Origin of the sequence: Corynebacterium sp. zg254, assembly GCF_024701495.1 — a bacterium.
Classification (GTDB): Bacteria; Actinomycetota; Actinomycetes; order Mycobacteriales; family Mycobacteriaceae; genus Corynebacterium; species Corynebacterium zhongnanshanii.
This window is the reverse complement of sequence record NZ_WIAR01000003.1, coordinates 23593-43955: the sequence shown is the minus strand read 5'-3', so window position 1 is coordinate 43955 and position 20363 is coordinate 23593. Positions and strand designations below refer to the sequence as shown.

Below are 20363 nucleotides of genomic sequence, written 5' to 3'. Positions count from 1 at the left end.
GTCGCCCGATTTCCGGAAAAGAGCAGATCGGACCCTTTGGCTAAAATCTTTGTTGCGAAGCTTCCCACCCCATTACCGTAGCGGTCTGCGGGGTGGTTTTCACAAAGACCTGTGTACTGCTAATCTCTAGGAGGCTGTACGCCATGCTGAGGTGGCGCAATTGGTAGCGCAACGCACTTGTAATGCGTAGGTTGCGGGTTCAAGTCCCGTCCTCAGCTCCATGAGCCCTGAGAATATGCACCCGGTGTCACCCAAGCTGGTCCCCGTGCGCTACGTGACGCACCTGTCGTTCTGGGCGGTGCTCATCCTGGCAGAGACTGCCGCCGGGTTCTTTGGGCACCCGTGGTTTTACGTCGGCACGGCGGTGCTCCTGGCGATCTTTGTGTGGCTGCTGTGGCTCATCCCGGCGCAGGTGCGCAACATGGGCTGGCTGGAAACCGACGACGAGCTTCTCATCACCACCGGCAAACTCTGGCACACCTTTACTGTGGTGCCCTACGGCCGCATCCAATTCGTCGACGTCACCTCCGGACCGGTGGAGCGTCTGTGGGGGCTCAAGACAGTGCAGCTGCACACGGCCTCGGCAGGTACTGATGCCAAGGTGAAGGGCCTGCCGGCGAAGGAGGCTGACGCGTTACGTGAGCGGCTGACCGTCCAAGCCCGAGAGAGAATGAGCGGGCTATGAGCGAGCAGGGTTACCGCCCGGTGCACCGCCTCACGCCGCTGCTGCGTTTCTGGACAGCCATTCTGGCGGTGTTCACGATTATGGTGCTGAATACCAGCCTGTCTACCGTATCTGACCTGGCCCATTTCTTGAACGAGGGCCACTGGGGCGCGGCCACGCGCTGGGCGCTGGTTGCCTTGGGCGGATTCGTGGCGGTGTGCGCAGGGATCTGGGTGGTCTCGGGGGTGTGGTGGCGCAGGATGGGCTACCGCCTGGGTGACGAGGAGATCGCCTTTCGCCACGGCGTGCTGACCACGGCATTGCGCAGCGCCCGCTATGAGCGCATCCAGGCGGTCGATGTGGTGGAGGACCTGATTGCCCGCGTATTTGGGCTTGCCGCGGTGCGGGTGGAGACTGCCGGCGGCGAGTCCTCGGCGATCCAGATCTTGTACCTGAAAAAGCAGGTGGCGGAGAGCGTGCGGCAGGAGATCCTGTCCCACGTGCACAGTGCTCCTGCTGAACCTACCGACGCCGACGCCAGGCCCATGATCGAACAGGTCCCCATCCAACGTACGATGGTTGCCGAGGCACTTCGACCGGGAACATTGCTGACGGTGGCGGCCGCCGTGGCGGTGGTGTTCACCCCCTTGAGCCTGGCGGCACTGGTGCCTTTCCTGGTGGGCATGGTGCCGACGGTATGGAACTTGGTGGATACGTCCTGGAAGTTCACACTGCACTGCGATGAGGCCGATGGGGACACGGTGTTGAACCTGTCCTATGGCCTGGCGGATAGGCGCCGGCAAACCATCCGCTTGGACCGCATCCACGGGGTGCGGGTGAGCCAGCCGCTGTTGTGGCGGCTGTTCGGGTGGTACCAGGTGCACGTCTCGGTGGCGGGCTATGGTGCTGTGGCCGGCAAGGCGTCCGGCACCACGCGTATCTTGCCGGTCGGTACGCGCGAACAGGCACTGGAGCTATTTGAGCTGGTCTCGGCGCTGTCCGCAGCCGATATCGAGCAGTACGCGCGCCCGGAGGGACACACCCGGCCCACGTACACCTCACCGGACAGGGCGCGGTGGGTCTCCCCGATGGATCTGCGTCAGCAGTCCGTCACGTTGCATGAGGGCGTGGCCATTGTCCACGAGGGCAGGCTGTCGCGGCGAGTGATGGCGGTGGAGACGTCTCACATCCAGGAGCTGACGTACATGGCCGGGCCATTCAGCCAGATGCTGGGCCTCGCCACAGTGAGCTTCGAACTGGTAGGCGGCCCGGTGCGCATGGCGGGGCGCAACCTGGATTCTGCCGACGCCGCCGCCCTTCTCACGCGCCTGCGCCAGCGCCGCCTGCCGGATATGCCTGCGGAGAAATAGCTGAGCCTACCCTAATCTATGATGTCATAAGCTATACTATGTTTGCCGTTAGATCCCGAAGGTAAGGATTAATCATGGGAATCTATGAACTGCTCATTATTATTTTTGTGGTTCTACTGCTGCTGATCGTTCCAACCCTGCTTGTCCTTATCCTCTTAAAGTTGAGAAAATAACGCAGGCGCACAACGAAAAAACCGCCCCTTGGGGGCGGTTTTTATGCGAGGTGGTTCTTAGTAGATGAAGACCTTGTCGCCTGGGTTCAGGTGGTTGAAGAATGCGCGGGCGGAGTCGGCGTCGAGGCGCACGCAGCCTGCAGACTGAACCGTTGGGTCACCCTGGTGGAAAGCGTGACCGGAGTTGGTGAAGTAGGTTGCCCATGGCATCGGGGCGTTGTTAAATTCGCGGGATACTTCATCCTTCACCTTGTACTGGATGGTGAAGGTGCCGCGTGGGGTCTCCTGGCCTGGGCGGCCGGTGTTGGAGCGCACGGGACCGTAGACGGTACGGCCGCCATCCTGGAGCCAGGAGCGGTGGCCGGCGATGTCTACGCAAGCGCGTGCCCATGCGGGGCATGGGGTATTCGCGGTGTTGGTGGCGCGGCGTGCCGCGTCCTGCTCTGCTGCGATGCGGGCCTGCTCGGCGCGGGCTGCGGCGTCGCGGCGCGCGGTCTCGTCGGCGCGTGCCTGCAGGGCGCCTGGTGCCACGAAGTTGGTGGTGTTGTCGATGGCGTCACGCACAGGGCCGCGGAACTGCTCTGGCAGGGCGTCGGCCTGGGCGCTCAAGTTGTCGCGCTGGTCCAGAACCCAGTTGTTGAAGTCACCCTGGGTAGGGGCCGGGGCGCTGCCAGGAGCTGCTGGCTGCGCGGAGGCGATTCCGGTGGACATGCCGGCGACCGTCAAAGCAGACAGTGCCACTGCGGCGACCTTGCCGCGGACGGAGTTCTTGCGATGGGAGATCATGGGGAAAGTATAAAGATTAGCTGAGAATTTGCCAAGTTGAGTCTCGGTGTGTCTCGAATCTGCGTTCACAGCGAACTTCCAGCTAGTATTCAGATTATAGAGACGTCGCTGTTCAACTATGGAGTCTATGACCATGCCTCAATCCCAAGCGATCAAAGTCCTCGTCGTTGATGACGAGGCAAATATTTCTGATCTCATCAAAGTGAGCCTCAAGTTCCAGGGCTTTGACGTGGAAACCGCGGACTCCGGACTCAAGGCCCTGGAGATCGCCGAGGAGTTCCAGCCGGACGCCTTCATCCTGGACGTGATGATGCCTGGCATGGATGGGTTCACACTGCTGTCCAAGCTGCGCGCCCGCGGACACGAGGCACCCGTGCTTTTCCTCACCGCCAAAGATGGCGTGGAGGATCGCATCCACGGCCTGACCATCGGCGCCGACGACTACGTCACCAAACCCTTCAGCCTGGAGGAAGTTATCACCCGCCTGCGCGTGATTCTGCGCCGCGTGTCCGTGGAGGACACGGAGGAGGATTCCTCCGTCCTCACCTATGAGGACATCACCCTGGACGACGATATGCACGAGGTCACCAAGGGCGGCGAGGTCGTGGAGCTGTCTCCCACGGAGTTCAAGCTGCTGCGCTACCTGATGGTCAACGCGGAGGTTGTGCTGTCGAAGTCCAAGATCCTGGATCATGTGTGGAACTACGATTTCGGCGGCGACGGCAACGTGGTGGAGTCCTACGTGTCCTACCTGCGCCGCAAGATTGATACGAAGGAACCACGCTTGATCCACACCGTCCGCGGCGTGGGCTACGTGCTGCGGAAGCCGCGAGTCTAGTGCCGAAAACAACGCGCAAAGTAAAAGGTATCCTGGCGCGCTTCCCCCTCAGGGTGTCCTTGGTGCTGCTGATCACCGTGATCGTGGCCATCGGGCTGTTCCTGTCCAGCCTGGCCGTCACTGGAATCCTCCAGGGCTTCCTGGTTCATCGCGTGGATCAGCAGCTGGAGCAGGCCACCCGCACGTGGGCGTTCAACCACTCCACGGATGAGGACTCCCACGGCGACGCCACATCGGAGTGGGGCAGCACCATGCCCCAGACGGGGCCGGACCACCCGCCGTCGAAGTTCGTGGTGCTCAAAGTCTCCGGGGACACGGTGTACCAGTACCTCAACTCGATTAACGACTCGAAGCCGGACCTCACCACCCTGATCGAGCCCACTGGCCCCGTGACCGTCCCCGCGCAGCAGGGCTCCGCCTCCTCCGACCCGTGGCGCGCGATTAGCGTGCGGGATTCGGACGGCATCGTCACCATTGTCGCGTTGCCCCTGTCCGACGAGAACCGCATCATCCGGCACCTCCTGTCCCTGCAGTTCTTCATCGGCGCGGGCGTCCTGATCCTCGTGATCGTGTTCAGTATGCTGCTGGTCCGCCGCGCCCTGCGGCCGCTCAACGAGGTGGAGAACACCGCCTCCCTCATCTCCCAGGGCCAGCTGGATCAGCGCGTGCCGGCCCTGCCGGAGCACACCGAGGTGGGGCGCCTGTCCGCCGCCCTGAACCGCATGCTGACCCAGATCCAGTACGCGTTCATGGCCGTCGCCGGCTCCGAAAAGGCCGCGCGCCAGTCCGAACAATCGATGCGCCGCTTCATCGGCGACGCCTCCCACGAACTGCGTACCCCCCTGACCTCCGTGCGAGGTTACGCTGAGCTGTACCAATCTGGTGCCACCGACGACGCCGACATGGTGCTCGCCAAGATATCCGAAGAATCCGCCCGCATGTCCTTGCTTGTGGAGGACCTCCTGGCGCTGGTGCGCATGGACGAGGGTCGTCCGCTGGTGGAGGAGAAGGTGGACATGCTGGAGCTGGTGCTGGAGTCCGCCGATTCCGCCCGCGCCGGGTTCCCCGACCGCACCATCACCGTCAACAACCGCACCGGCTCGATCCCCGTGGTGATTGGCGACGTCAACCGCCTCCACCAGGTGGTGGGCAACCTGCTGACCAACTCCCTGCGCCACGGCGGCGAGGACGCGGAGGTGAGCATCGTGCTGGACAAGAGGGACGACCAGGTGATCCTCGACGTGGTGGATAACGGCGTGGGCATCGCCGAGAAGGACCTGCCGCACCTCTTCGAGCGCTTCTATCGCCCGGACGTCTCCCGCAGCCGCGCCTCCGGAGGCTCCGGCCTGGGACTGTCCATCGTGAAGGGACTTGTGGAGGCGCACCGCGGAAAGATCACGGTCGACAGCACCCTCGGGGAGGGCACCACCTTCCACATCACCCTGCCCGCCGCACCGGACAGCGACTAAGAATGCTGCGGCGGGTGCTCTAGCGCGTACTTCACCATGCGCGCCACCTTGTTATTCCGCAGCAACATGTTGTGCGCCACCCGCAACTCCGGGTAGTACTGCTGCACCAGCACCAGCCGCAGCGGCCCGGGGTGCGCGGGCAGGCCCGTCAGCTCGTTGTCATCAGCCAAGGAAAACGCTGCCTCCACCGGCACCGTGCGGTCGTACTGCGTGGCAATCTGCGTGATGGGCACAGTGCAATCGCCCACCTCGCGCAGCATCGTCTCCAACTGAGGCGAGCCCGCGATCTGCTGGGCAAACGCCGGACCCGCAACCCCCTCGACGACCTGGTTGAACCACGCGCGCCGGGCGTCGGGCAAGGAGGACCATGGCATCCGCACCCCGCGGAAGTCAGCGCCCAGGCCCACAATGTGATGGATCAGGTGGCCCGCCGTGGGGCGGGACGCCACCGCCAGCGACTGCAACCCACCCTGGGAGTGCGCCACCACGTCGAAGCTGCGGGCCTTCGTGGAGGACTGCAGGGTGAGCAGCTGCTGCTCGATCTCCTCCAGGGACTCCAGGAGGTGCGTGGTGCCGTTGTCCCCGTAGGACACGCTGAACACGCGGCGCGAGCGGCCGTCGAAGCGGGAGCGCAGGTACGGCACCAGGCGGGCGAAGTTGCCGCGCCCTCCCACGGTGCCATGGATCACCACCACGGGGCGGGGCTCAGACGGGGAGACCGGGTAGTCCGGTGATTCCTCCCAGTGGCCCACCTCGTTGATCCGTCGGATGAAGGAATTGGGCATCGGGCGCCTTATACCCCCGTGGCGACACCCGCCGAGGACAGTGCCGCGCGGATACGTTCGGCGGCGTCGTCCATTTTCTGCGGATCGGTCTCGTTCATCCCGAGTGCCTTGCTGAAGTCGTAATCGCTCATCTTCGACGTGGGGAACACGTGGATGTGGGTGTGGGGCACGTCGAATCCGGCGATGATGTAGCCGGCGCGCGGGGAGCCGAACGCGGCGATCACGGCTTGCCCGATCTGCTGCGCCACCTCGTTGAGGTGCGCCCACGTGGCGGGATCCAGGTCGGTCCACTTGTCCGTTTCCTCGATGGGGACGACCAGCACGTGACCGTAGGCCAGCGGCTCGATGGTGAGGAATGCGACCACGCTGTCGTCGCGGTAGACGAAGCGGCCGGGCAGCTCACCGTTAATAATCTTCGTGAATACACTTGGCATACTGTTCGATGGTAGCGGGCGGTAGTATTGTCTGCATGCGCATTCTTGTCATTGGTAATGGAGCCCGCGAACACGCGTTGGCTTATTCTTTGTCTTCCGATCCTCGCGTGAGCGACGTGCACGTCAGCCCTGGCAATGCGGGCATGACCGGCTGCGCCACGATCCACCCCGACGCCGACCCCGTAGAACTTGCGAAGCAACTCCAGCCTGAGCTGGTTGTTATTGGCCCGGAGATCCCCCTGGTGGCCGGTCTGGCGGACATGCTGCGCGCGGAGGGCTTCTCCGTGTTCGGCCCGTCGAAGGAGGCCGCGCAGATCGAGGGCTCGAAGGCGTTCGCCAAGGATATTATGCTCCGTGCGGGGGTGAAAACCGCCCGTGCTCAGTCCCTGGAACCTGGTGCGCGTGATGAGGATATCGACGCCGCCCTCGCCCACTTCGGCCCCACCTTCGTGGTGAAGGACGATGGCCTGGCTGGCGGTAAGGGCGTGGTGGTGACCGAGGACCGCGAGGCCGCCGTGGCGCACATTAAGTCTGTGCATCAGGCCGGCAACCCCGTCCTGCTGGAGAGCTTCCTGGAGGGCCCGGAGATCTCCCTGTTCTGCCTGGTCGATGGCACTACCGTGGTTCCGTTGCTGCCCGCGCAGGATCACAAGCGCGTGGGCAACAACGACGAGGGGCCGAACACCGGCGGCATGGGCGCGTACACCCCGCTGCCGTGGCTGCCGGCTGATGGCGTGGAGACCATCGTGAACGACGTGGTGAAGCCTGTAGCGGAGCAGATGGCCGAGGACGGCGTGCCGTTCAGCGGCCTGCTGTACGCGGGACTGGCGTGGGGTGCCGAGGGCCCCGCCGTGGTGGAGTTCAACTGCCGCTTCGGTGACCCGGAGACCCAGGCGGTGCTGGACCTGCTGGAGACCCCGCTGGCCGGTGTGCTGTCCGCCGTGGCGGAGGGCACCTTGGATCAGCTGCCTCCATTGGAGTGGAAGGATGGCTACGCCCTGACCGTGGTGCTGGCCGCCGAGGGCTACCCGGAGTCCCCGAAGACCGGCGCAGAGATCACCGGCGCGGAGCCCGGCAGCGAGGAGCGCGGCATCCGTGCCGCGGGCGTGGCCGAGAAGGATGGGAAGCTTGTCTCCGCCGGCGGCCGTGTGCTGAACGTGATCGCCCGCGGCGAGACCTTGGAGGAGGCCCGCCACGCGGCCTATCGCGTCCTGGACACCGTGGATCTGCCGGGCGGCCACTACCGCACGGATATCGCGCTTCCGGCCGTGGAAGGCCGCATCGAGATCTAGTGCCCGAAGGTCACGTGATTCACCGGCTGGCCCGCATGCTCACCACCGAGTTCGCGGGCCAGCCGGTGCATGTTTTTTCGCCCCAGGGTGTGTTCGCATCCCAAGCCGCGCTCCTTGACGGCACAGTCCTGGAGCGCGCCGAGGCCTTCGGCAAGCACCTGTTCATCCACTTCAGCGCCCCGTCCCCCGAACGCATCGTCCACATCCATCTGGGCCTGATCGGGTCGCTGGGGTTCCAGGCTGCCGACCGTCCCCTCCAGGGGAAGGTGCGTCTTGCCCTGTCCAACGACGCCCAAGTTGCCCATCTCCACGGCCCCCAATGGTGCCGACTGATCACGGAGGAGGAGATGGCTGCTGCCACCGCGAAGCTCGGCGCGGATCCGTTGAGAACCGACCAGGACGAGAAGCGTGCCGAGATGCGCGCCCGTGTCCTGAAGTCCCGCCGGACGGTGGGTTCCCTGTTGATGGATCAGGGGCTGTACGCGGGCGTCGGAAATATATATCGAGCGGAGACCCTGTTTCGCCTGGGGATTCATCCGGATGTGCGCGGCGTGGACTTGGAGCCGGCGCAGGTGGATGCTGTGTGGGAGGACTTGGTGGCGCTGATGCGCGCGGGGGAGGCCGCGGGTCGGATTGATACGGTGCGGCCGGAGCACATGCCGGAGGCGATGGGGCGAGCGCCGCGCAAGGACGACCATGGCGGCGAGGTGTATGTGTATCGACGTGCAGGTTTGCCGTGTTATGTGTGCGGCGCGGAGATTCAGGAGCGGGTGTTGGAGGGGCGCAATCTGTTTTGGTGTCCAGGCTGCCAGGGGCGGTAGGGGTGCATAGTGGGAATGCTTACTAATTGCGTAGGAAACCTGTAGTTGCTTTTCAGCTTTTTGGCAGAATCGGGCTTTAGATTAGGTCTCACTGGTTCGAAAAGTTGAGCTGGTAACCATCGACTCCCACGTGAAAGGTGAATGCTACGAAGTAACGGTCTAACTCTCCTCTTGAAACGTCAGCACCTCAACCCCGATCCCTCCGGACCGGGGTTGAGGTGTTTCTTGCGAAAAAGTTGTATCGAACACTTGACCTAATGTGTTGTGTGTTGTAGGCTTGTGCGCAAGGGAGTTGAGGGGATTCAACTCAGAAGAATAGAACACTATAATGATAGAAATAGGGGGAAGGGGGAGACCGCTATGGTGTACCGTCCACCGTATGCACGCGCCGGGGCCTGCTGGATCCTTGCTGCGGAGAATGACGAGCTAGCCGAGCTGGGGCGCAGCGCTAACCGCGTGCACGTCCAGCGCATGATCGCAGCGATTCCTGCCGAGGATGACTATGTGTGCGACCATGCCACGCGCATCGCCGCGCGGCTGGGGCTCACGAATTATCAGGCGGAAAAGCTCAGCGTGGAGGCCATGGTGCTGGCCAGGTATCCGGAGGTGATGGGGCTGCTCGTGACGGGGCATTACACTCCGCAGGCTGTCTCGAAGCTGGCGGATTGCCTGTCCTACGTTCCGGATGGTCTGGAAGGGGAAGTGGAACCCGACGTGCTCGTGGCACTCGCGCCCATCGTGGTGAACCAGTGCCCCTTGTCCCCAGCGCAGGTAGTGAAGAGGATCTTTGCTGTGCTGGAGGTGCACTGCCAGGACGCTCTACCCCGCGAGATGAAGCGCAAGAAGCCTGAGTTTCGCGTTACGCGAGGCGAGCACAGCGCCGAGATCACTGTGAACCTTCCTCTCATCGAAGGCCATGCGATCGAACAGCTGGTCCGGAACACAGCAGAGAAATATCACATCTCCACCGGCGAGGCCGTGGTGCGCCTGATTCTGGGGCAAGCCGATGTGCGGATCACGCTGAACCTCTTCAAGAGCGAGAGCGGACAGGTGTTCGCCAACGGCATTCGCCTGGATGAGGAGGACGCGGCGCGTTGGGAAGATCGCGCCACGCACGTGCGGGACCTGGCACCCTCCGAGACTGACGGCTACACCCCTACGGAGGCCCAACGGGCCTTCGTGGAGGGGCGCGACATGCACTGCCGCTTCCCCGGCTGTGCTGTTCCCGCGCATCAGTGCGACATCGACCACATTCACCGCTACAGCGATGGCGGCCCCACCCACACCGACAACCTGCACCTGCTGTGCCGCAGGCATCACCGGTTGAAGACCGCGGGAATCTGGGATGTGGCCCGCTACCCGGACTCCACCGAAGTCTGGACCTCGCAGGGCGACGGACACACGGTCTCGACCACCGCCGAAGGGCCCCTCGCCCGAGCGACCTTCGCCGAGAGGTTGTCCCGCAAACGCGCCCGGGCCCAGGACACGCCGGCCGACCCTATCCGGCCTGCCTACCTGGACGGGGAGGACCTCCTCAACGCCGAGGTGACCGTGCTGGGGCATCTGCAGTTCGGCATGCCCGGGGATCCGGAGGAACTCGCGGTGTTTCGCAGCAAGCTCGCGCACCTCTATTACTGGGGTGAAACAGCAATCTAAAAGTATGGGATAATGACAGTCGTGCCTGCAAAGAAGAATATTTCCAACGTCCTAGCCAACCGATACGCCTCCCCGGACATGGTGTCCATCTGGTCTCCCGAAGACAAGATCATCCTGGAGCGCCAACTGTGGATCTCCGTGATGAAGGCCCAGGCATCCCTGGGAATCGACGTGCCCGAAGACGCCATCGCCGCCTACGAAGCTGTCATCGACCAGGTTGATCTGGACTCCATCGCCGAGCGCGAGAAGGTGACCCGCCACGACGTCAAGGCCCGCATCGAAGAGTTCAACGCCCTGGCCGGCCACGAGCACATCCACAAGGGAATGACCTCCCGCGACCTGACGGAAAACGTGGAGCAGCTGCAGATCGTCACCGCATTGAAGCTAGCCCGGGACAAGGCAGTTGCCGTGCTCAACCGCATCGCGAAGCGGGCAGGGGAGTACCAGTCCCTCGTCATGGCCGGACGCTCCCACAACGTGGCGGCGCAAGCAACCACGCTGGGCAAGCGCTTCGCCTCCGCGGCGGATGAGCTGATGGTCGGCCTGGAGCGCCTCGAGGATCTGCTGTCCCGCTACCCGCTGCGCGGCATCAAGGGGCCCATGGGTACCTCGCAGGACATGCTGGACCTCGTGGGCGGCGACGAATCGAAGCTGGGTGAGCTGGAGCAGAACATCGCCTCCACCCTGGGCTTCACCCGGGTTTTCGACTCCGTGGGTCAGGTCTACCCGCGCTCCCTGGACATGGACGCCCTGTCTGCCCTGGTGCAGGTGGGTGCGGCGCTGTCCTCTCTGTCGATGACCATCCGCCTCATGGCCGGCAACGAGACCGTGACCGAGGGCTTCAAGGAAGGTCAAGTGGGATCCTCCGCGATGCCACACAAGATGAACGCCCGCTCCTGCGAACGTGTGGGAGGCATGCAGATCCTCCTGCGCGGATACCTCACCATGGCCGCGGACCTCGCCGGCGCGCAGTGGAACGAAGGCGACGTGTTCTGCTCCGTGGTGCGCCGCGTTGCACTGCCGGATGCGTTCTTCACCTTCGACGGCATGTGCGAGACCTTCCTCACCGTCTTGGATGAATTCGGTGCGTTCCCCGCAATGATTGAGCGCGAGCTCGATCGGTACCTACCTTTCCTGGCAACCACCCGCATCTTGATGGCGGCGGTGCGTGCTGGCGTCGGACGGGAAACGGCACATGAGGTCATCAAGGAAAACGCAGTGGCGGTGGCCCTGAACATGCGGGAAAACGGTGGTGAGCAGGATCTGGTGCAGCGTCTGGCGGCCGACGAGCGGCTGCCGATGAGCGAGCAGGACCTCGAGCAGGCGCTGGAAGACCGTCACGCGTTCATCGGTGCGGCGGAGTCCCAGGTAGCACGGGTGCTCGAGCGTGCGGATGCGATTGTGCAGAAGTATCCCGAGGCCGCTCGCTACACCCCGGGCGACATTTTGTAGGGCGAGGGGAAAGGTCTAGACTGTTCAGTCATGCGTCCAGAACTCTGTGAGTATGAGCACATTTCTGCTGGAAAAGTGCGCGAAATTTATGAAATCGATGAGGACAACCTGTTGATGGTCGTCTCCGATCGGATCAGTGCCTACGATTTCATCCTGGAAACCGAGATCCCGGATAAGGGCCGTGTCCTCACGGCCATGAGTGCCTTCTTCTTCGAGCAGATCGACTTCCCCAACCACCTGGCGGGAGCGCTGGATGACGAGCGGATTCCGCAGGCGGTGCTGGGTCGCGCGATGGTGTGCAAGAAGCTGGATATGATCCCCTTCGAGTGCGTGGCACGCGGCTACCTCACCGGATCGGGGCTGAAGGAGTACCAGGAGACGGGCTCCGTCTGTGGGGTGGAGCTTCCGGAGGGGCTCACTGAGGCGTCGAAATTGCCGGAACCCATCTTCACCCCGGCCACGAAGGCAGAAGTAGGAGACCACGACGAGAACGTGTCCTTCGACGTGGTGGTGGACGCGCTGGGCGAAAAGCGTGCCACGGAGCTGCGGGATGCCACCCTGGCGATTTACTCTGCGGCGGCGAAGATCGCGGAGGAACGTGGCGTGATTCTGGCGGACACGAAGTTCGAATTCGGCCTGGACGACGAGGGTAACCTGGTGCTGGCCGATGAGGTTCTGACCCCGGATTCCTCCCGCTACTGGCCAGCAGACGAGTACGAAGAGGGCAGGGTACAGCCGTCCTTTGATAAGCAGTACGTCCGTAACTGGCTGACCGGGCAGAAGTCCGGCTGGGACAAGAATGAAGGCACTCCGCCGCCGGCCCTGCCCGGATCTGTGGTGGAGGCGACCCGCTCCCGCTACGTGGAGGCGTACGAGAAAATCTCCGGTAAGCGCTTTTCCGACTGGATTGGTAGCTGCGTCTAGTCAGTAACGTAAGCAATAGCTAAGATATTCCTCAGAGACTTTCATCTGAGGAGTATTTTTATGCGCGCTGTGCCTAAGACCGCCCTCGTGGGCGTGATGTCCGCCGGAATGATTCTTCTGGGAGGCTGCTCCCAGCCCACTCTCACGGAGGGGAACTGGGCATTGACGAACTCGGCGTCGGAGGATGACAATGATGACGGCGATGACGGCGCCACCATCTCCAAGCACAAGGGCGATCACCGCAGCGCCAAGGATTTCAAAGATGGCGGCAAGTACGTGGTGGAATCCGCGGACGGCTCCGTTGCCTGCACGATCGGCCGCGGCTCCGTGGACTGCGACGTGGACTTCGCCGACCCACCGATCTACTACGAGCAGGGCGTGGACACCATCTACTCCAACAAGGTGAAGTGGAAAGGCGAGCTGGAAATGTTCCAGCCAGTGGTGTCCAACAAGTCAGCGACCTCAGGAGAGCGCCTGAAAGTGGGCGAGAGCTTCACCTTCAACGGCATCCGGGTAGAGCAGACCGACGACGTCACCATTCAGGTCACCCGCGGCGGGCACTGGTTTAAGGTCTCGGGAGGCGAGTACTACTCTGACTCCTTCCCTCAGGAGAAGGATGCCAACGGCCGCGGCCTCACCGGCACGGTCTGCGGCACCATCGAGAGGGGCGAAAAGGGCTTCCTGGATGACTGGGGCTACGTCTACGCCGCGAAGGACGGCACGGATTGCGTGCGCGCCATGGAGGTGTTCCGCGCGTACATCAGCGAGGCGCGGGATAGTTCCAGCCAGTGGTCTCGGTGGGGCTGGATCTGCGCCGGCGATTCTCCACTTCCACGCCCACGCTGCAGCAACGGGGACAGCGACGTGTTCTGGGTGCATCCTCGACGGGGCTAGTGTGCCACCCGCCCTGTAGCATATGGGGCTATGTCTACTGTTGAGTCTGCATCTGCCCGCCCGCCACAGCCGAAAAAGGTCCTGCACCGCCGTGAGCATCACGGCAGGGTGTTCGAGGACAATTATGAGTGGATGCGGGAGAAGGACTCGCCGGAGCTGCGAGCGCACTTGGAGGCGGAGAACGCCTACACCCAGGCCCGCACCGGCCACCTAAAGACCCTGTCGGAGAACATCTTCCAAGAAGTGAAGGCCCGGGTGCAGGAGACGGATATGACTCTGCCGGTGCGCAACCGCCAGTGGTGGTACTTCTCCCGCACGCAGGAGGGCAAGAGCTACGCCACGATGTGCCGCATCAAGGTGGAGGATCCGGATGATTGGACACCACCCACGATTGATCCCGCCACCCCTCACCCGGATGAGGAGGCGTTCCTGGATTGCAATGAACTGGCCGAGGGCCACGAGTTTTTCAACCTGGGTGCGGCGAGCCTGAGCTTCGATGGTTCACTGTTGGCGTACTCCGTGGACACCACGGGTGATGAGCGTTTCACCTTGCGGATCAAGGACCTGACCACGGGCGAGCTGCTGGATGACCAGATCGATGGCATTTTCTATGGCGCCACCTGGGTGGGCAATGACACGATTTACTACCAGAGGGTGGATGATGCGTGGCGTCCGCATGAGATTTGGAAGCACACGCTGGGTTCCGAGGAGGATCAGCTGGTCTACCGAGAGGACGACGAGCACTTTTGGACGTCCGTGTCCACCACCCGCAGTGAGCGTTTCCTGCTGATCGGCGCGGGTTCCAAGGTCACGTCTGAGGCGTGGTTCCTGGACTTGGAGGACCCGAATGCCGAGCTCACGTGCATCCTTCCGCGTGAGGACAACGTGGACTACGGGGTGGACCACGCGATCGTGGGCGGGGAGGACATGTGGTTGATCGTTCACAACCGCAATGGGGTGAACTCGGAGTTGGCGTACCACCCGGTGGGGGTGGTGAACTCCCTGGACGATGCCACCACGCTGGTTGCGCACCGTGACGATGCCCGGGTGGAGGGGGTGAGCGTTTTCGCGAATCATGTGGTGCTGGAGAGCCGCGAACATGCGATCGAACGTGCCTTCCTGATGTCCCTGAATAACGACGCCGAACATCCCGGCGCCCAGGCCTTCACCGAGTTTGAGGAGATCACGTTCGACGAGGAACTGGCGTCCGTGATCACGGGGAATAATGGTGAGTGGAACGCGCCTGTGTTGCGCGTGGGAGTGTCGAGCTTCACCACCCCGGCGCGGGTGTTCGATGTGGACTTGGCGACGGGGGAGCGGCACTTGCGGAAGCAGCAGGTGGTGTTGCCGGGTCCGGATGGTCGGGAGTTTGACCCGTCGGAGTATGCGGCGGAGCGCCGGTGGGTGACCAGCCGTGATGGTGTGAAGATTCCGGTGAGTGTGATTCACCGGGCGGATGTGGATGTGAACGCGGAGAACCCGGTGTTGTTGTATGCGTATGGATCGTATGAGACCAGTATGGATCCGGGCTTTAGTGTGTTCCGTCTGTCCATGTTGGACCGCGGCGTGGTGTACGTCATCGCTCACGTTCGGGGTGGTGGTGAGATGGGCCGCGCGTGGTATGACACGGGTAAGGGCTTGCTCAAGAAGAACACGTTCCACGACTTCATTGATGTGGCGGACTATCTCATCGCGGAAGGCATGACCACTCCGGAGAAGATGGTGGCGGAGGGTGGTTCTGCCGGCGGCATGCTGATGGGTGCTGTGGCGAATATGGCCGGGGATCGCTTCGCGGGCATTGAGGCGGTGGTGCCGTTTGTGGATCCGCTGACCAGCATGTTGATGCCGGAGTTGCCGCTGACGGTCACGGAGTGGGACGAGTGGGGCGATCCGTTCCACGATCCGCAGGTGTATGACTACATGGCGAGCTACGCGCCTTACGAGAATATCTCTGCGGACAAGACGTATCCGCCGATCCTGGCGATCACGAGCATCAATGACACGCGCGTGCTGTATGTGGAGCCGGCGAAGTGGGTGGCGAAGCTGCGCGAGGTGGCCGGGGCGGATGTGCTGCTGAAGTGCGAACTCTCGGGTGGTCACGGGGGCGTGTCCGGCCGTTATGAGAAGTGGCGACAGGCTGCTTTTGAAACGGCGTGGGAGATTGACCGCATGGGGCTCCAGGACGGTTAAGGTGTTAGGATTGTGCAGGTAGAAAACTTGGATCAACTCATTTTGGGAGCACACTAGAGCCATGGCCCGTGTTGTAGTTAACGTCATGCCGAAGCAGGAAATTCTCGATCCCCAGGGCCAGGCTGTGGTCCGCGCGCTGGGGCGCATCGGAATCAGCGGAGTGAAGGATGTCCGTCAGGGCAAGCGCTTCGAACTCGAGGTGGAGGACGGGGTGTCCTCTGAGGACCTGGAGAAGATCGCCGCTGATCTTCTGGCCAACACTGTCATTGAGGACTACGACATCGTAGTCGAGTCTGCACGCAAGGAGGCTTAGGGCTGTGACTGCACGCATTGGCGTGATCACCTTCCCCGGCACTCTGGATGACGTCGACGCCGCCCGCGCCGTGCGTCTCGCCGGAGGCGAGCCAGTGGAACTGTGGCACGCGGACGAGGATCTGAAGAAGGTCGACGCCGTGGTCGTCCCCGGAGGCTTCTCCTATGGCGACTATCTGCGCGCGGGTGCGATCGCGTCGATCGCGCCGGCGATGCGTTCCGTGGTGGAGGCGGCCGGGCGCGGTGTTCCTGTGCTGGGCATCTGCAACGGTTTCCAGATCCTGCAAGAGGCGGGGCTGCTGCCGGGCGCGCTGACGCGCAACGAGGGTCTGCACTTCATCTGCCGTGATGTGTACCTGGACGTGGAGAGCACGGACACGCCGTGGACCAGCGGTTTTGAGAAGGGCTCGAAGATTCTTGTGCCGTCGAAGCACGGCGAGGGCCGCTTCCAGGCGGATGAGGAGACTCTCAAGGAGCTCGAAGGGGAGGGCCGCGTAGTATTCCGCTACCAGGTCAACCACAACGGGTCCCGCAACGCGATCGCGGGCGTGAGCAACAAGCAGGGCAATGTTGTGGGCTTGATGCCGCACCCTGAACACGCTGTGGAGGAGCTGACCGGCCCATCGCTGGATGGTTTGGGGCTGTTTACGTCTGTACTGAGGAGCTTTTAAGATGATTAAGAACGATACTGTTGCGGACGCGCAGGCCAACCCGGATGTTGAGCAGCCCTACGCGGAGCTGGGTCTGAAGGACGACGAGTACGCGCGCATCAAGGAGATCCTGGGCCGCCGTCCCACGGACGCCGAGCTGTCCATGTACTCCATCATGTGGTCGGAGCACTGCTCCTACAAGTCCTCCAAGACGCACTTGCGCTACTTCGGTGAGACCACCACGGAGGAGATGAAGTCCAAGATGCTGGCCGGCATCGGTGAGAATGCCGGTGTGATTGACATCGGGGATGGTCACGCGGTGACGTTCAAGGTGGAGTCCCACAACCACCCGTCGTATGTGGAGCCGTACCAGGGTGCGGCCACGGGTGTGGGCGGCATTGTCCGCGACATCATGGCGATGGGCGCCCGCCCGGTTGCTGTGATGGATCAGCTGCGCTTCGGCCCGGCCGAGGCTCCGGATACTGCGCGCGTGCTGCCGGGCGTGGTTGCTGGTGTGGGTGGCTACGGTAACTCGTTGGGCCTGCCGAACATTGGTGGCGAGACAGTCTTCGACGAGTCCTATGCAGGAAACCCCCTGGTCAACGCCCTGTGTGTGGGTACGTTGAAGGTGGAGGACCTGAAGCTAGCCTTCGCCTCGGGTACGGGTAACCGTGTGATCCTCTTCGGATCCCGCACGGGGTTGGATGGCATTGGTGGTGTGTCGGTGTTGGCGTCGGACACCTTCGAGGAAGGTGCCGAGCGCAAGCTTCCCGCCGTGCAGGTGGGCGACCCCTTCGCGGAGAAGGTGCTCATCGAGTGCTGCCTGGATCTGTACCGCGCCGGAGTGGTGGTGGGTATCCAGGACCTCGGTGGCGCGGGCCTGACGTGTGCTACCTCCGAGCTGGCGTCCGCCGGTGACGGCGGTATGCACATCAACCTGGACAACGTGCACCTGCGCGCGGAGAACATGACCGCCACGGAGATTCTGGCGTCCGAGTCCCAGGAGCGCATGTGTGCTGTGGTGACCCCGGATAACGTGGACGCGTTCATGGAGATTTGCCGCAAGTGGGATGTGCTGGCGTCGGATATTGGGTGCGTGACGGATGGCGATCACCTGGTGATTGAGCACCAGGGCGAGATCGTGGTGGACGCCCCGCCGCGCACCATGGCCGAGGAGGGCCCGGTGTACGAGCGCCCGTATGAGCGCCCGGCCGAGCAGGATGACCTGCAGACCGAGGCGGATCTGGAACGGCCGACCACCAGCCAGGCGGTGCGCCAGACCGTGCTGGACATGGCGGCGTCCCCGGCGCTGTGCTCGCGTGAATTCATCACCGAGCAATATGACCGTTACGTCCGCGGTAATACCATCGCCGCGAAGGATGCCGACGCCGGCGTGCTGCGTATCGACGAGGAGTCCGGCCGCGGCATCGCGGTGTCCACGGACGCCTCCGGCCGATACACCCGCCTGGATCCGTACATGGGCGCGCAGCTGGCGTTGGCTGAGGCCTACCGCAACGTGGCCATCACGGGTGCTACTCCGGTGGCTGTGTCCAACTGCCTGAACTTTGGTTCCCCGGAGGAGCCTGCGGTGATGTGGCAGTTCAAGGAGGCCGTGCATGGCCTGGCGGATGGCTGTGCCACCATGGAAACCCCCGTGACCGGCGGAAACGTGTCCTTCTACAACCAGACCGGCAGCACCGCGATTCTGCCCACCCCGGTGGTGGCGGTCCTGGGCACCATCGATGACGTGGCCACCCGGATTCCTCAGCGCGTGCCGGCCTCCGTGGAAGAGCCGCTGCACCTGATCCTGGCGGGTGCCGAGACCCAGGACGAGCTGGGCGGTTCCATCTGGCAGCAGGTGGCGCACCAGAATCTCTCCGGCCTGCCGCCGCAGGTGAACCTGCAGGTGGAGAAGCAGCTGGGTGCGTTCCTGTCCGCGAACCGCGAGCGCATCGTCGCCGCACACGACCTGTCTGAGGGAGGCCTGTCCCAGGCCGTCGTGGAAATGGCCGTGCCGGGCGCGGGCCTGGGCATGACGCTCAACCCTGTGCTGTCCCTGCACTACTCCGCGGTGCTGCGCAACGAGGAGGACGTCGATGCGATGGATCGCATCGTCGCCCACGAGATCGGCGCGGTACTGGAGGGCGAGGAGCTGGGCGAGGAAGCCCTGCAAAAGCTCACGGAGCAGGTGAACCAGGCCGACAAGCTCAGCCTGGTGGAGCAGGGCTTCATCTCCCTGTTCTCCGAGACGGCCTCCCGCGTGCTGCTGGCCGTGCGCCCGTCCGAGTACAAGGACGTCATGATGTCCCTGGCGGACCACGGCCTGACCGGCGGCTGGATCGGCCTGACGGGCACCACCGACCAGGAGGGCGAGCCTGTGGTGCGCTACTCCGACTCGGCGTTCCCCGCCACCCCGTTCGCGGATGGTGCCGCGCTGGATCAGTCCCGGGCGGTGGAGTCCGCGGACTCCTTCGACATCACCTTCAGCGTGGAGGAGTTGCGCACCGCGTGGACGTCCACGCTGCCCGCGCTGTTTAGCCACGCGGCGGGCAACAACTCGGTGATTGAGTAGCCGACCTACTCCGCGAGGAACTTAAAGTCCAGCGGGGTGGGCTCCACCAGCGGGATGGGCTCGTACTCCTTGCGGAGCTGGCGCAGGGTCGTGGCGTGCTGCGCCAGGGCCTTGTCCTCGTCAGTGATGGGGGTGTACTCACGCGCGGCCAGTGGGTTGCCGTCGATGTCCGTGGCCACGTAGGTCATGGACGCGTGGATCGCGGTCGGCAGCTCGTCGATCTGCTCGCGTGGATCGCCGGCGCGCAGGTGTACCATCACGGTCATGGAGCGGGCGTCGGTGCGGATGAGCCGGGCGTCGACCTCCACAAGGTCCCCGATCTGCACCGGACGGTAGAAGCGGATGCCGCCCGCGTACACGGCGACGGTGCGCTCGCCGGACCAGGACATCGTCACGTTCGTGGCGGCCTCGTCGATCCACTGCATCGCGGTGCCACCGTGCACGTTGCCACCCCAGTTCACGTCCGTGGGCTTCGCCAGGAAACGGTGCGTGACGCGCGGCGCGGTGGAGTTGTCCGTGTAGTTCTGCCGCAGCATCTCCTCTTCGATCTCGCGGCGCAGCTGCACGCGGGACAGGGCGGCGCGCTCCTTGCGGATCTCCTCCTCGGTGGTGGGGGTGAAGGTGGGGACGGGCTTCGGCTTACGGTTTTCGTCCATCGCCACGAAGATCACCAGGCAGTCGCAGGCTCGGGTGAACACGCCCTCGCGCGGGTCGGCGGAGAGCACTTCGTTGACGATGTGCATGGAGGAGCGGCCGGTGTAGACGATGCGGGAGCGCACCTCCACCATGTGGCCGGAGGGGATGGGGCGGGTGAAGTGAATGTGACCCACGTAGGCGGTCACGCAGTAGGAGCGGGCCCATCCGGTGGCGCAGGCGTAGGCTGCCTTGTCGATCCACTCCAGCACGCGGCCACCGTGCACGCCCATGGCTCCGGCCATGAGGACGTCCGTGGGGGCTGCGAGGAATCGCAGAGTTACGGCAGGATTAGGGGTGTCGGTCACTTCTGAGCGAACCTTTCAACAAATCAAAGAAAATGGAATCATAACTAAAGTATCTATGCTAACGGGGTTTGAGTAATCTT

The 20363-nt window shown here is 63.5% G+C and carries 18 protein-coding genes and 1 tRNA gene; 15 read left to right on the top strand and 4 right to left on the bottom strand.

Features of this window, described 5'->3' with window-relative positions:
* The first annotated feature begins 145 nt into the window (after positions 1-145).
* From GC425_RS07795 to GC425_RS07785, 3 genes are all read left to right on the top strand, one after another.
* Positions 146-221 (top strand) — tRNA-Thr (locus GC425_RS07795).
* Positions 222-235: 14 nt separating this feature from the next.
* The gene (locus GC425_RS07790; protein ID WP_151844761.1) at positions 236-685 is read left to right on the top strand and encodes a PH domain-containing protein; all 450 of its coding nucleotides are present in this window, start codon (positions 236-238) and stop codon (positions 683-685) included.
* Positions 682-2034, top strand: a complete 1353-nt coding sequence (locus GC425_RS07785; RefSeq protein ID WP_151844598.1) for a PH domain-containing protein — start codon at positions 682-684, stop codon at positions 2032-2034. The genes GC425_RS07790 and GC425_RS07785 overlap by 4 nt, the downstream gene beginning before the upstream one ends.
* Before the next feature lie 230 nt (positions 2035-2264).
* Here the strand turns inward: GC425_RS07785 and GC425_RS07780 are convergent, their stop codons facing one another.
* Complete coding sequence (locus GC425_RS07780) at positions 2265-2993, bottom strand: L,D-transpeptidase (protein WP_151844597.1); 729 nt, start codon at positions 2991-2993, stop codon at positions 2265-2267.
* Positions 2994-3120: 127 nt separating this feature from the next.
* Here GC425_RS07780 and GC425_RS07775 point away from each other — a divergent pair, with 127 nt between their 5' ends.
* Together GC425_RS07775 and GC425_RS07770 are read left to right on the top strand one after the other, a co-directional pair.
* Positions 3121-3831 (top strand): response regulator transcription factor, encoded by a 711-nt coding sequence (locus GC425_RS07775; protein ID WP_370451981.1) that lies wholly within the window; start codon positions 3121-3123, stop codon positions 3829-3831.
* Positions 3831-5300 carry a cell wall metabolism sensor histidine kinase WalK gene (locus tag GC425_RS07770; protein WP_225723529.1) on the top strand — a complete coding sequence of 490 codons (1470 nt, stop codon included), beginning with the start codon at positions 3831-3833 and terminating at the stop codon, positions 5298-5300. Before GC425_RS07775 ends, GC425_RS07770 begins: the two co-directional genes overlap by 1 nt.
* Here GC425_RS07770 and GC425_RS07765 read toward each other — a convergent pair.
* Both GC425_RS07765 and GC425_RS07760 read right to left on the bottom strand, forming a co-directional pair.
* Positions 5297-6085: a triacylglycerol lipase gene (locus GC425_RS07765; RefSeq protein ID WP_151842497.1), complete on the bottom strand. Its 789-nt coding sequence runs from the start codon at positions 6083-6085 to the stop codon at positions 5297-5299. The two genes, GC425_RS07770 and GC425_RS07765, sit on opposite strands and share 4 nt — an antisense overlap.
* Before the next feature lie 8 nt (positions 6086-6093).
* The gene (locus GC425_RS07760) at positions 6094-6519 is read right to left on the bottom strand and encodes an HIT family protein (protein ID WP_151842496.1); all 426 of its coding nucleotides are present in this window, start codon (positions 6517-6519) and stop codon (positions 6094-6096) included.
* A gap of 35 nt (positions 6520-6554) precedes the next feature.
* Here GC425_RS07760 and purD point away from each other — a divergent pair, with 35 nt between their 5' ends.
* The 10 genes from purD (at position 6555) to purL (ending at position 19282) form a co-directional block, all read left to right on the top strand.
* Positions 6555-7811 carry a phosphoribosylamine--glycine ligase gene (gene purD / locus GC425_RS07755; RefSeq protein WP_151844596.1) on the top strand — a complete coding sequence of 419 codons (1257 nt, stop codon included), beginning with the start codon at positions 6555-6557 and terminating at the stop codon, positions 7809-7811.
* Positions 7811-8632: an Fpg/Nei family DNA glycosylase gene (locus tag GC425_RS07750; RefSeq protein ID WP_151844595.1), complete on the top strand. Its 822-nt coding sequence runs from the start codon at positions 7811-7813 to the stop codon at positions 8630-8632. The genes purD and GC425_RS07750 overlap by 1 nt, the downstream gene beginning before the upstream one ends.
* 360 nt (positions 8633-8992) lie before the next feature.
* Entirely contained in the window at positions 8993-10288 is a 1296-nt protein-coding gene (locus GC425_RS07745) for an HNH endonuclease signature motif containing protein (RefSeq protein WP_151842493.1), read from the top strand.
* 12 nt (positions 10289-10300) lie between these two features.
* Complete coding sequence (gene purB / locus GC425_RS07740; protein WP_192930421.1) at positions 10301-11740, top strand: adenylosuccinate lyase; 1440 nt, start codon at positions 10301-10303, stop codon at positions 11738-11740.
* Positions 11741-11770: 30 nt separating this feature from the next.
* Complete coding sequence (locus GC425_RS07735) at positions 11771-12664, top strand: phosphoribosylaminoimidazolesuccinocarboxamide synthase (protein ID WP_151844594.1); 894 nt, start codon at positions 11771-11773, stop codon at positions 12662-12664.
* Between the two features lie 60 nt (positions 12665-12724).
* Entirely contained in the window at positions 12725-13558 is an 834-nt protein-coding gene (locus GC425_RS07730; protein ID WP_151844593.1) for a hypothetical protein, read from the top strand.
* A gap of 30 nt (positions 13559-13588) precedes the next feature.
* Complete coding sequence (locus GC425_RS07725; protein ID WP_151844592.1) at positions 13589-15748, top strand: S9 family peptidase; 2160 nt, start codon at positions 13589-13591, stop codon at positions 15746-15748.
* A 61-nt stretch (positions 15749-15809) separates the two neighbouring features.
* Positions 15810-16061 (top strand): phosphoribosylformylglycinamidine synthase subunit PurS, encoded by a 252-nt coding sequence (purS, locus tag GC425_RS07720; protein WP_151842488.1) that lies wholly within the window; start codon positions 15810-15812, stop codon positions 16059-16061.
* Between the two features lie 4 nt (positions 16062-16065).
* Positions 16066-16731: a phosphoribosylformylglycinamidine synthase subunit PurQ gene (purQ, locus tag GC425_RS07715; protein WP_151844591.1), complete on the top strand. Its 666-nt coding sequence runs from the start codon at positions 16066-16068 to the stop codon at positions 16729-16731.
* A 1-nt stretch (position 16732) separates the two neighbouring features.
* The gene (gene purL / locus GC425_RS07710) at positions 16733-19282 is read left to right on the top strand and encodes a phosphoribosylformylglycinamidine synthase subunit PurL (RefSeq protein ID WP_231699772.1); all 2550 of its coding nucleotides are present in this window, start codon (positions 16733-16735) and stop codon (positions 19280-19282) included.
* Between the two features lie 5 nt (positions 19283-19287).
* Here the strand turns inward: purL and GC425_RS07705 are convergent, their stop codons facing one another.
* Positions 19288-20283 (bottom strand): acyl-CoA thioesterase, encoded by a 996-nt coding sequence (locus GC425_RS07705; protein ID WP_151844590.1) that lies wholly within the window; start codon positions 20281-20283, stop codon positions 19288-19290.
* Positions 20284-20363: the final 80 nt, after the last annotated feature.

What these genes read in the sequence shown, in the direction of transcription:
- GC425_RS07790 (WP_151844761.1), top strand. Translation starts at nt 236, where the DNA reads ATGCACCCGGTGTCACCCAAGCTGGTCCCCGTGCGCTACGTGACGCAC.
- GC425_RS07785 (WP_151844598.1), top strand. Translation starts at nt 682, where the DNA reads ATGAGCGAGCAGGGTTACCGCCCGGTGCACCGCCTCACGCCGCTGCTG.
- GC425_RS07780 (WP_151844597.1), bottom strand. Translation starts at nt 2,993, where the DNA reads ATGATCTCCCATCGCAAGAACTCCGTCCGCGGCAAGGTCGCCGCAGTG.
- GC425_RS07775 (WP_370451981.1), top strand. Translation starts at nt 3,121, where the DNA reads ATGACCATGCCTCAATCCCAAGCGATCAAAGTCCTCGTCGTTGATGAC.
- GC425_RS07765 (WP_151842497.1), bottom strand. Translation starts at nt 6,085, where the DNA reads ATGCCCAATTCCTTCATCCGACGGATCAACGAGGTGGGCCACTGGGAG.
- GC425_RS07760 (WP_151842496.1), bottom strand. Translation starts at nt 6,519, where the DNA reads ATGCCAAGTGTATTCACGAAGATTATTAACGGTGAGCTGCCCGGCCGC.
- purD (WP_151844596.1), top strand. Translation starts at nt 6,555, where the DNA reads ATGCGCATTCTTGTCATTGGTAATGGAGCCCGCGAACACGCGTTGGCT.
- GC425_RS07745 (WP_151842493.1), top strand. Translation starts at nt 8,993, where the DNA reads ATGGTGTACCGTCCACCGTATGCACGCGCCGGGGCCTGCTGGATCCTT.
- purB (WP_192930421.1), top strand. Translation starts at nt 10,301, where the DNA reads ATGACAGTCGTGCCTGCAAAGAAGAATATTTCCAACGTCCTAGCCAAC.
- GC425_RS07735 (WP_151844594.1), top strand. Translation starts at nt 11,771, where the DNA reads ATGCGTCCAGAACTCTGTGAGTATGAGCACATTTCTGCTGGAAAAGTG.
- GC425_RS07730 (WP_151844593.1), top strand. Translation starts at nt 12,725, where the DNA reads ATGCGCGCTGTGCCTAAGACCGCCCTCGTGGGCGTGATGTCCGCCGGA.
- GC425_RS07725 (WP_151844592.1), top strand. Translation starts at nt 13,589, where the DNA reads ATGTCTACTGTTGAGTCTGCATCTGCCCGCCCGCCACAGCCGAAAAAG.
- purS (WP_151842488.1), top strand. Translation starts at nt 15,810, where the DNA reads ATGGCCCGTGTTGTAGTTAACGTCATGCCGAAGCAGGAAATTCTCGAT.
- purL (WP_231699772.1), top strand. Translation starts at nt 16,733, where the DNA reads ATGATTAAGAACGATACTGTTGCGGACGCGCAGGCCAACCCGGATGTT.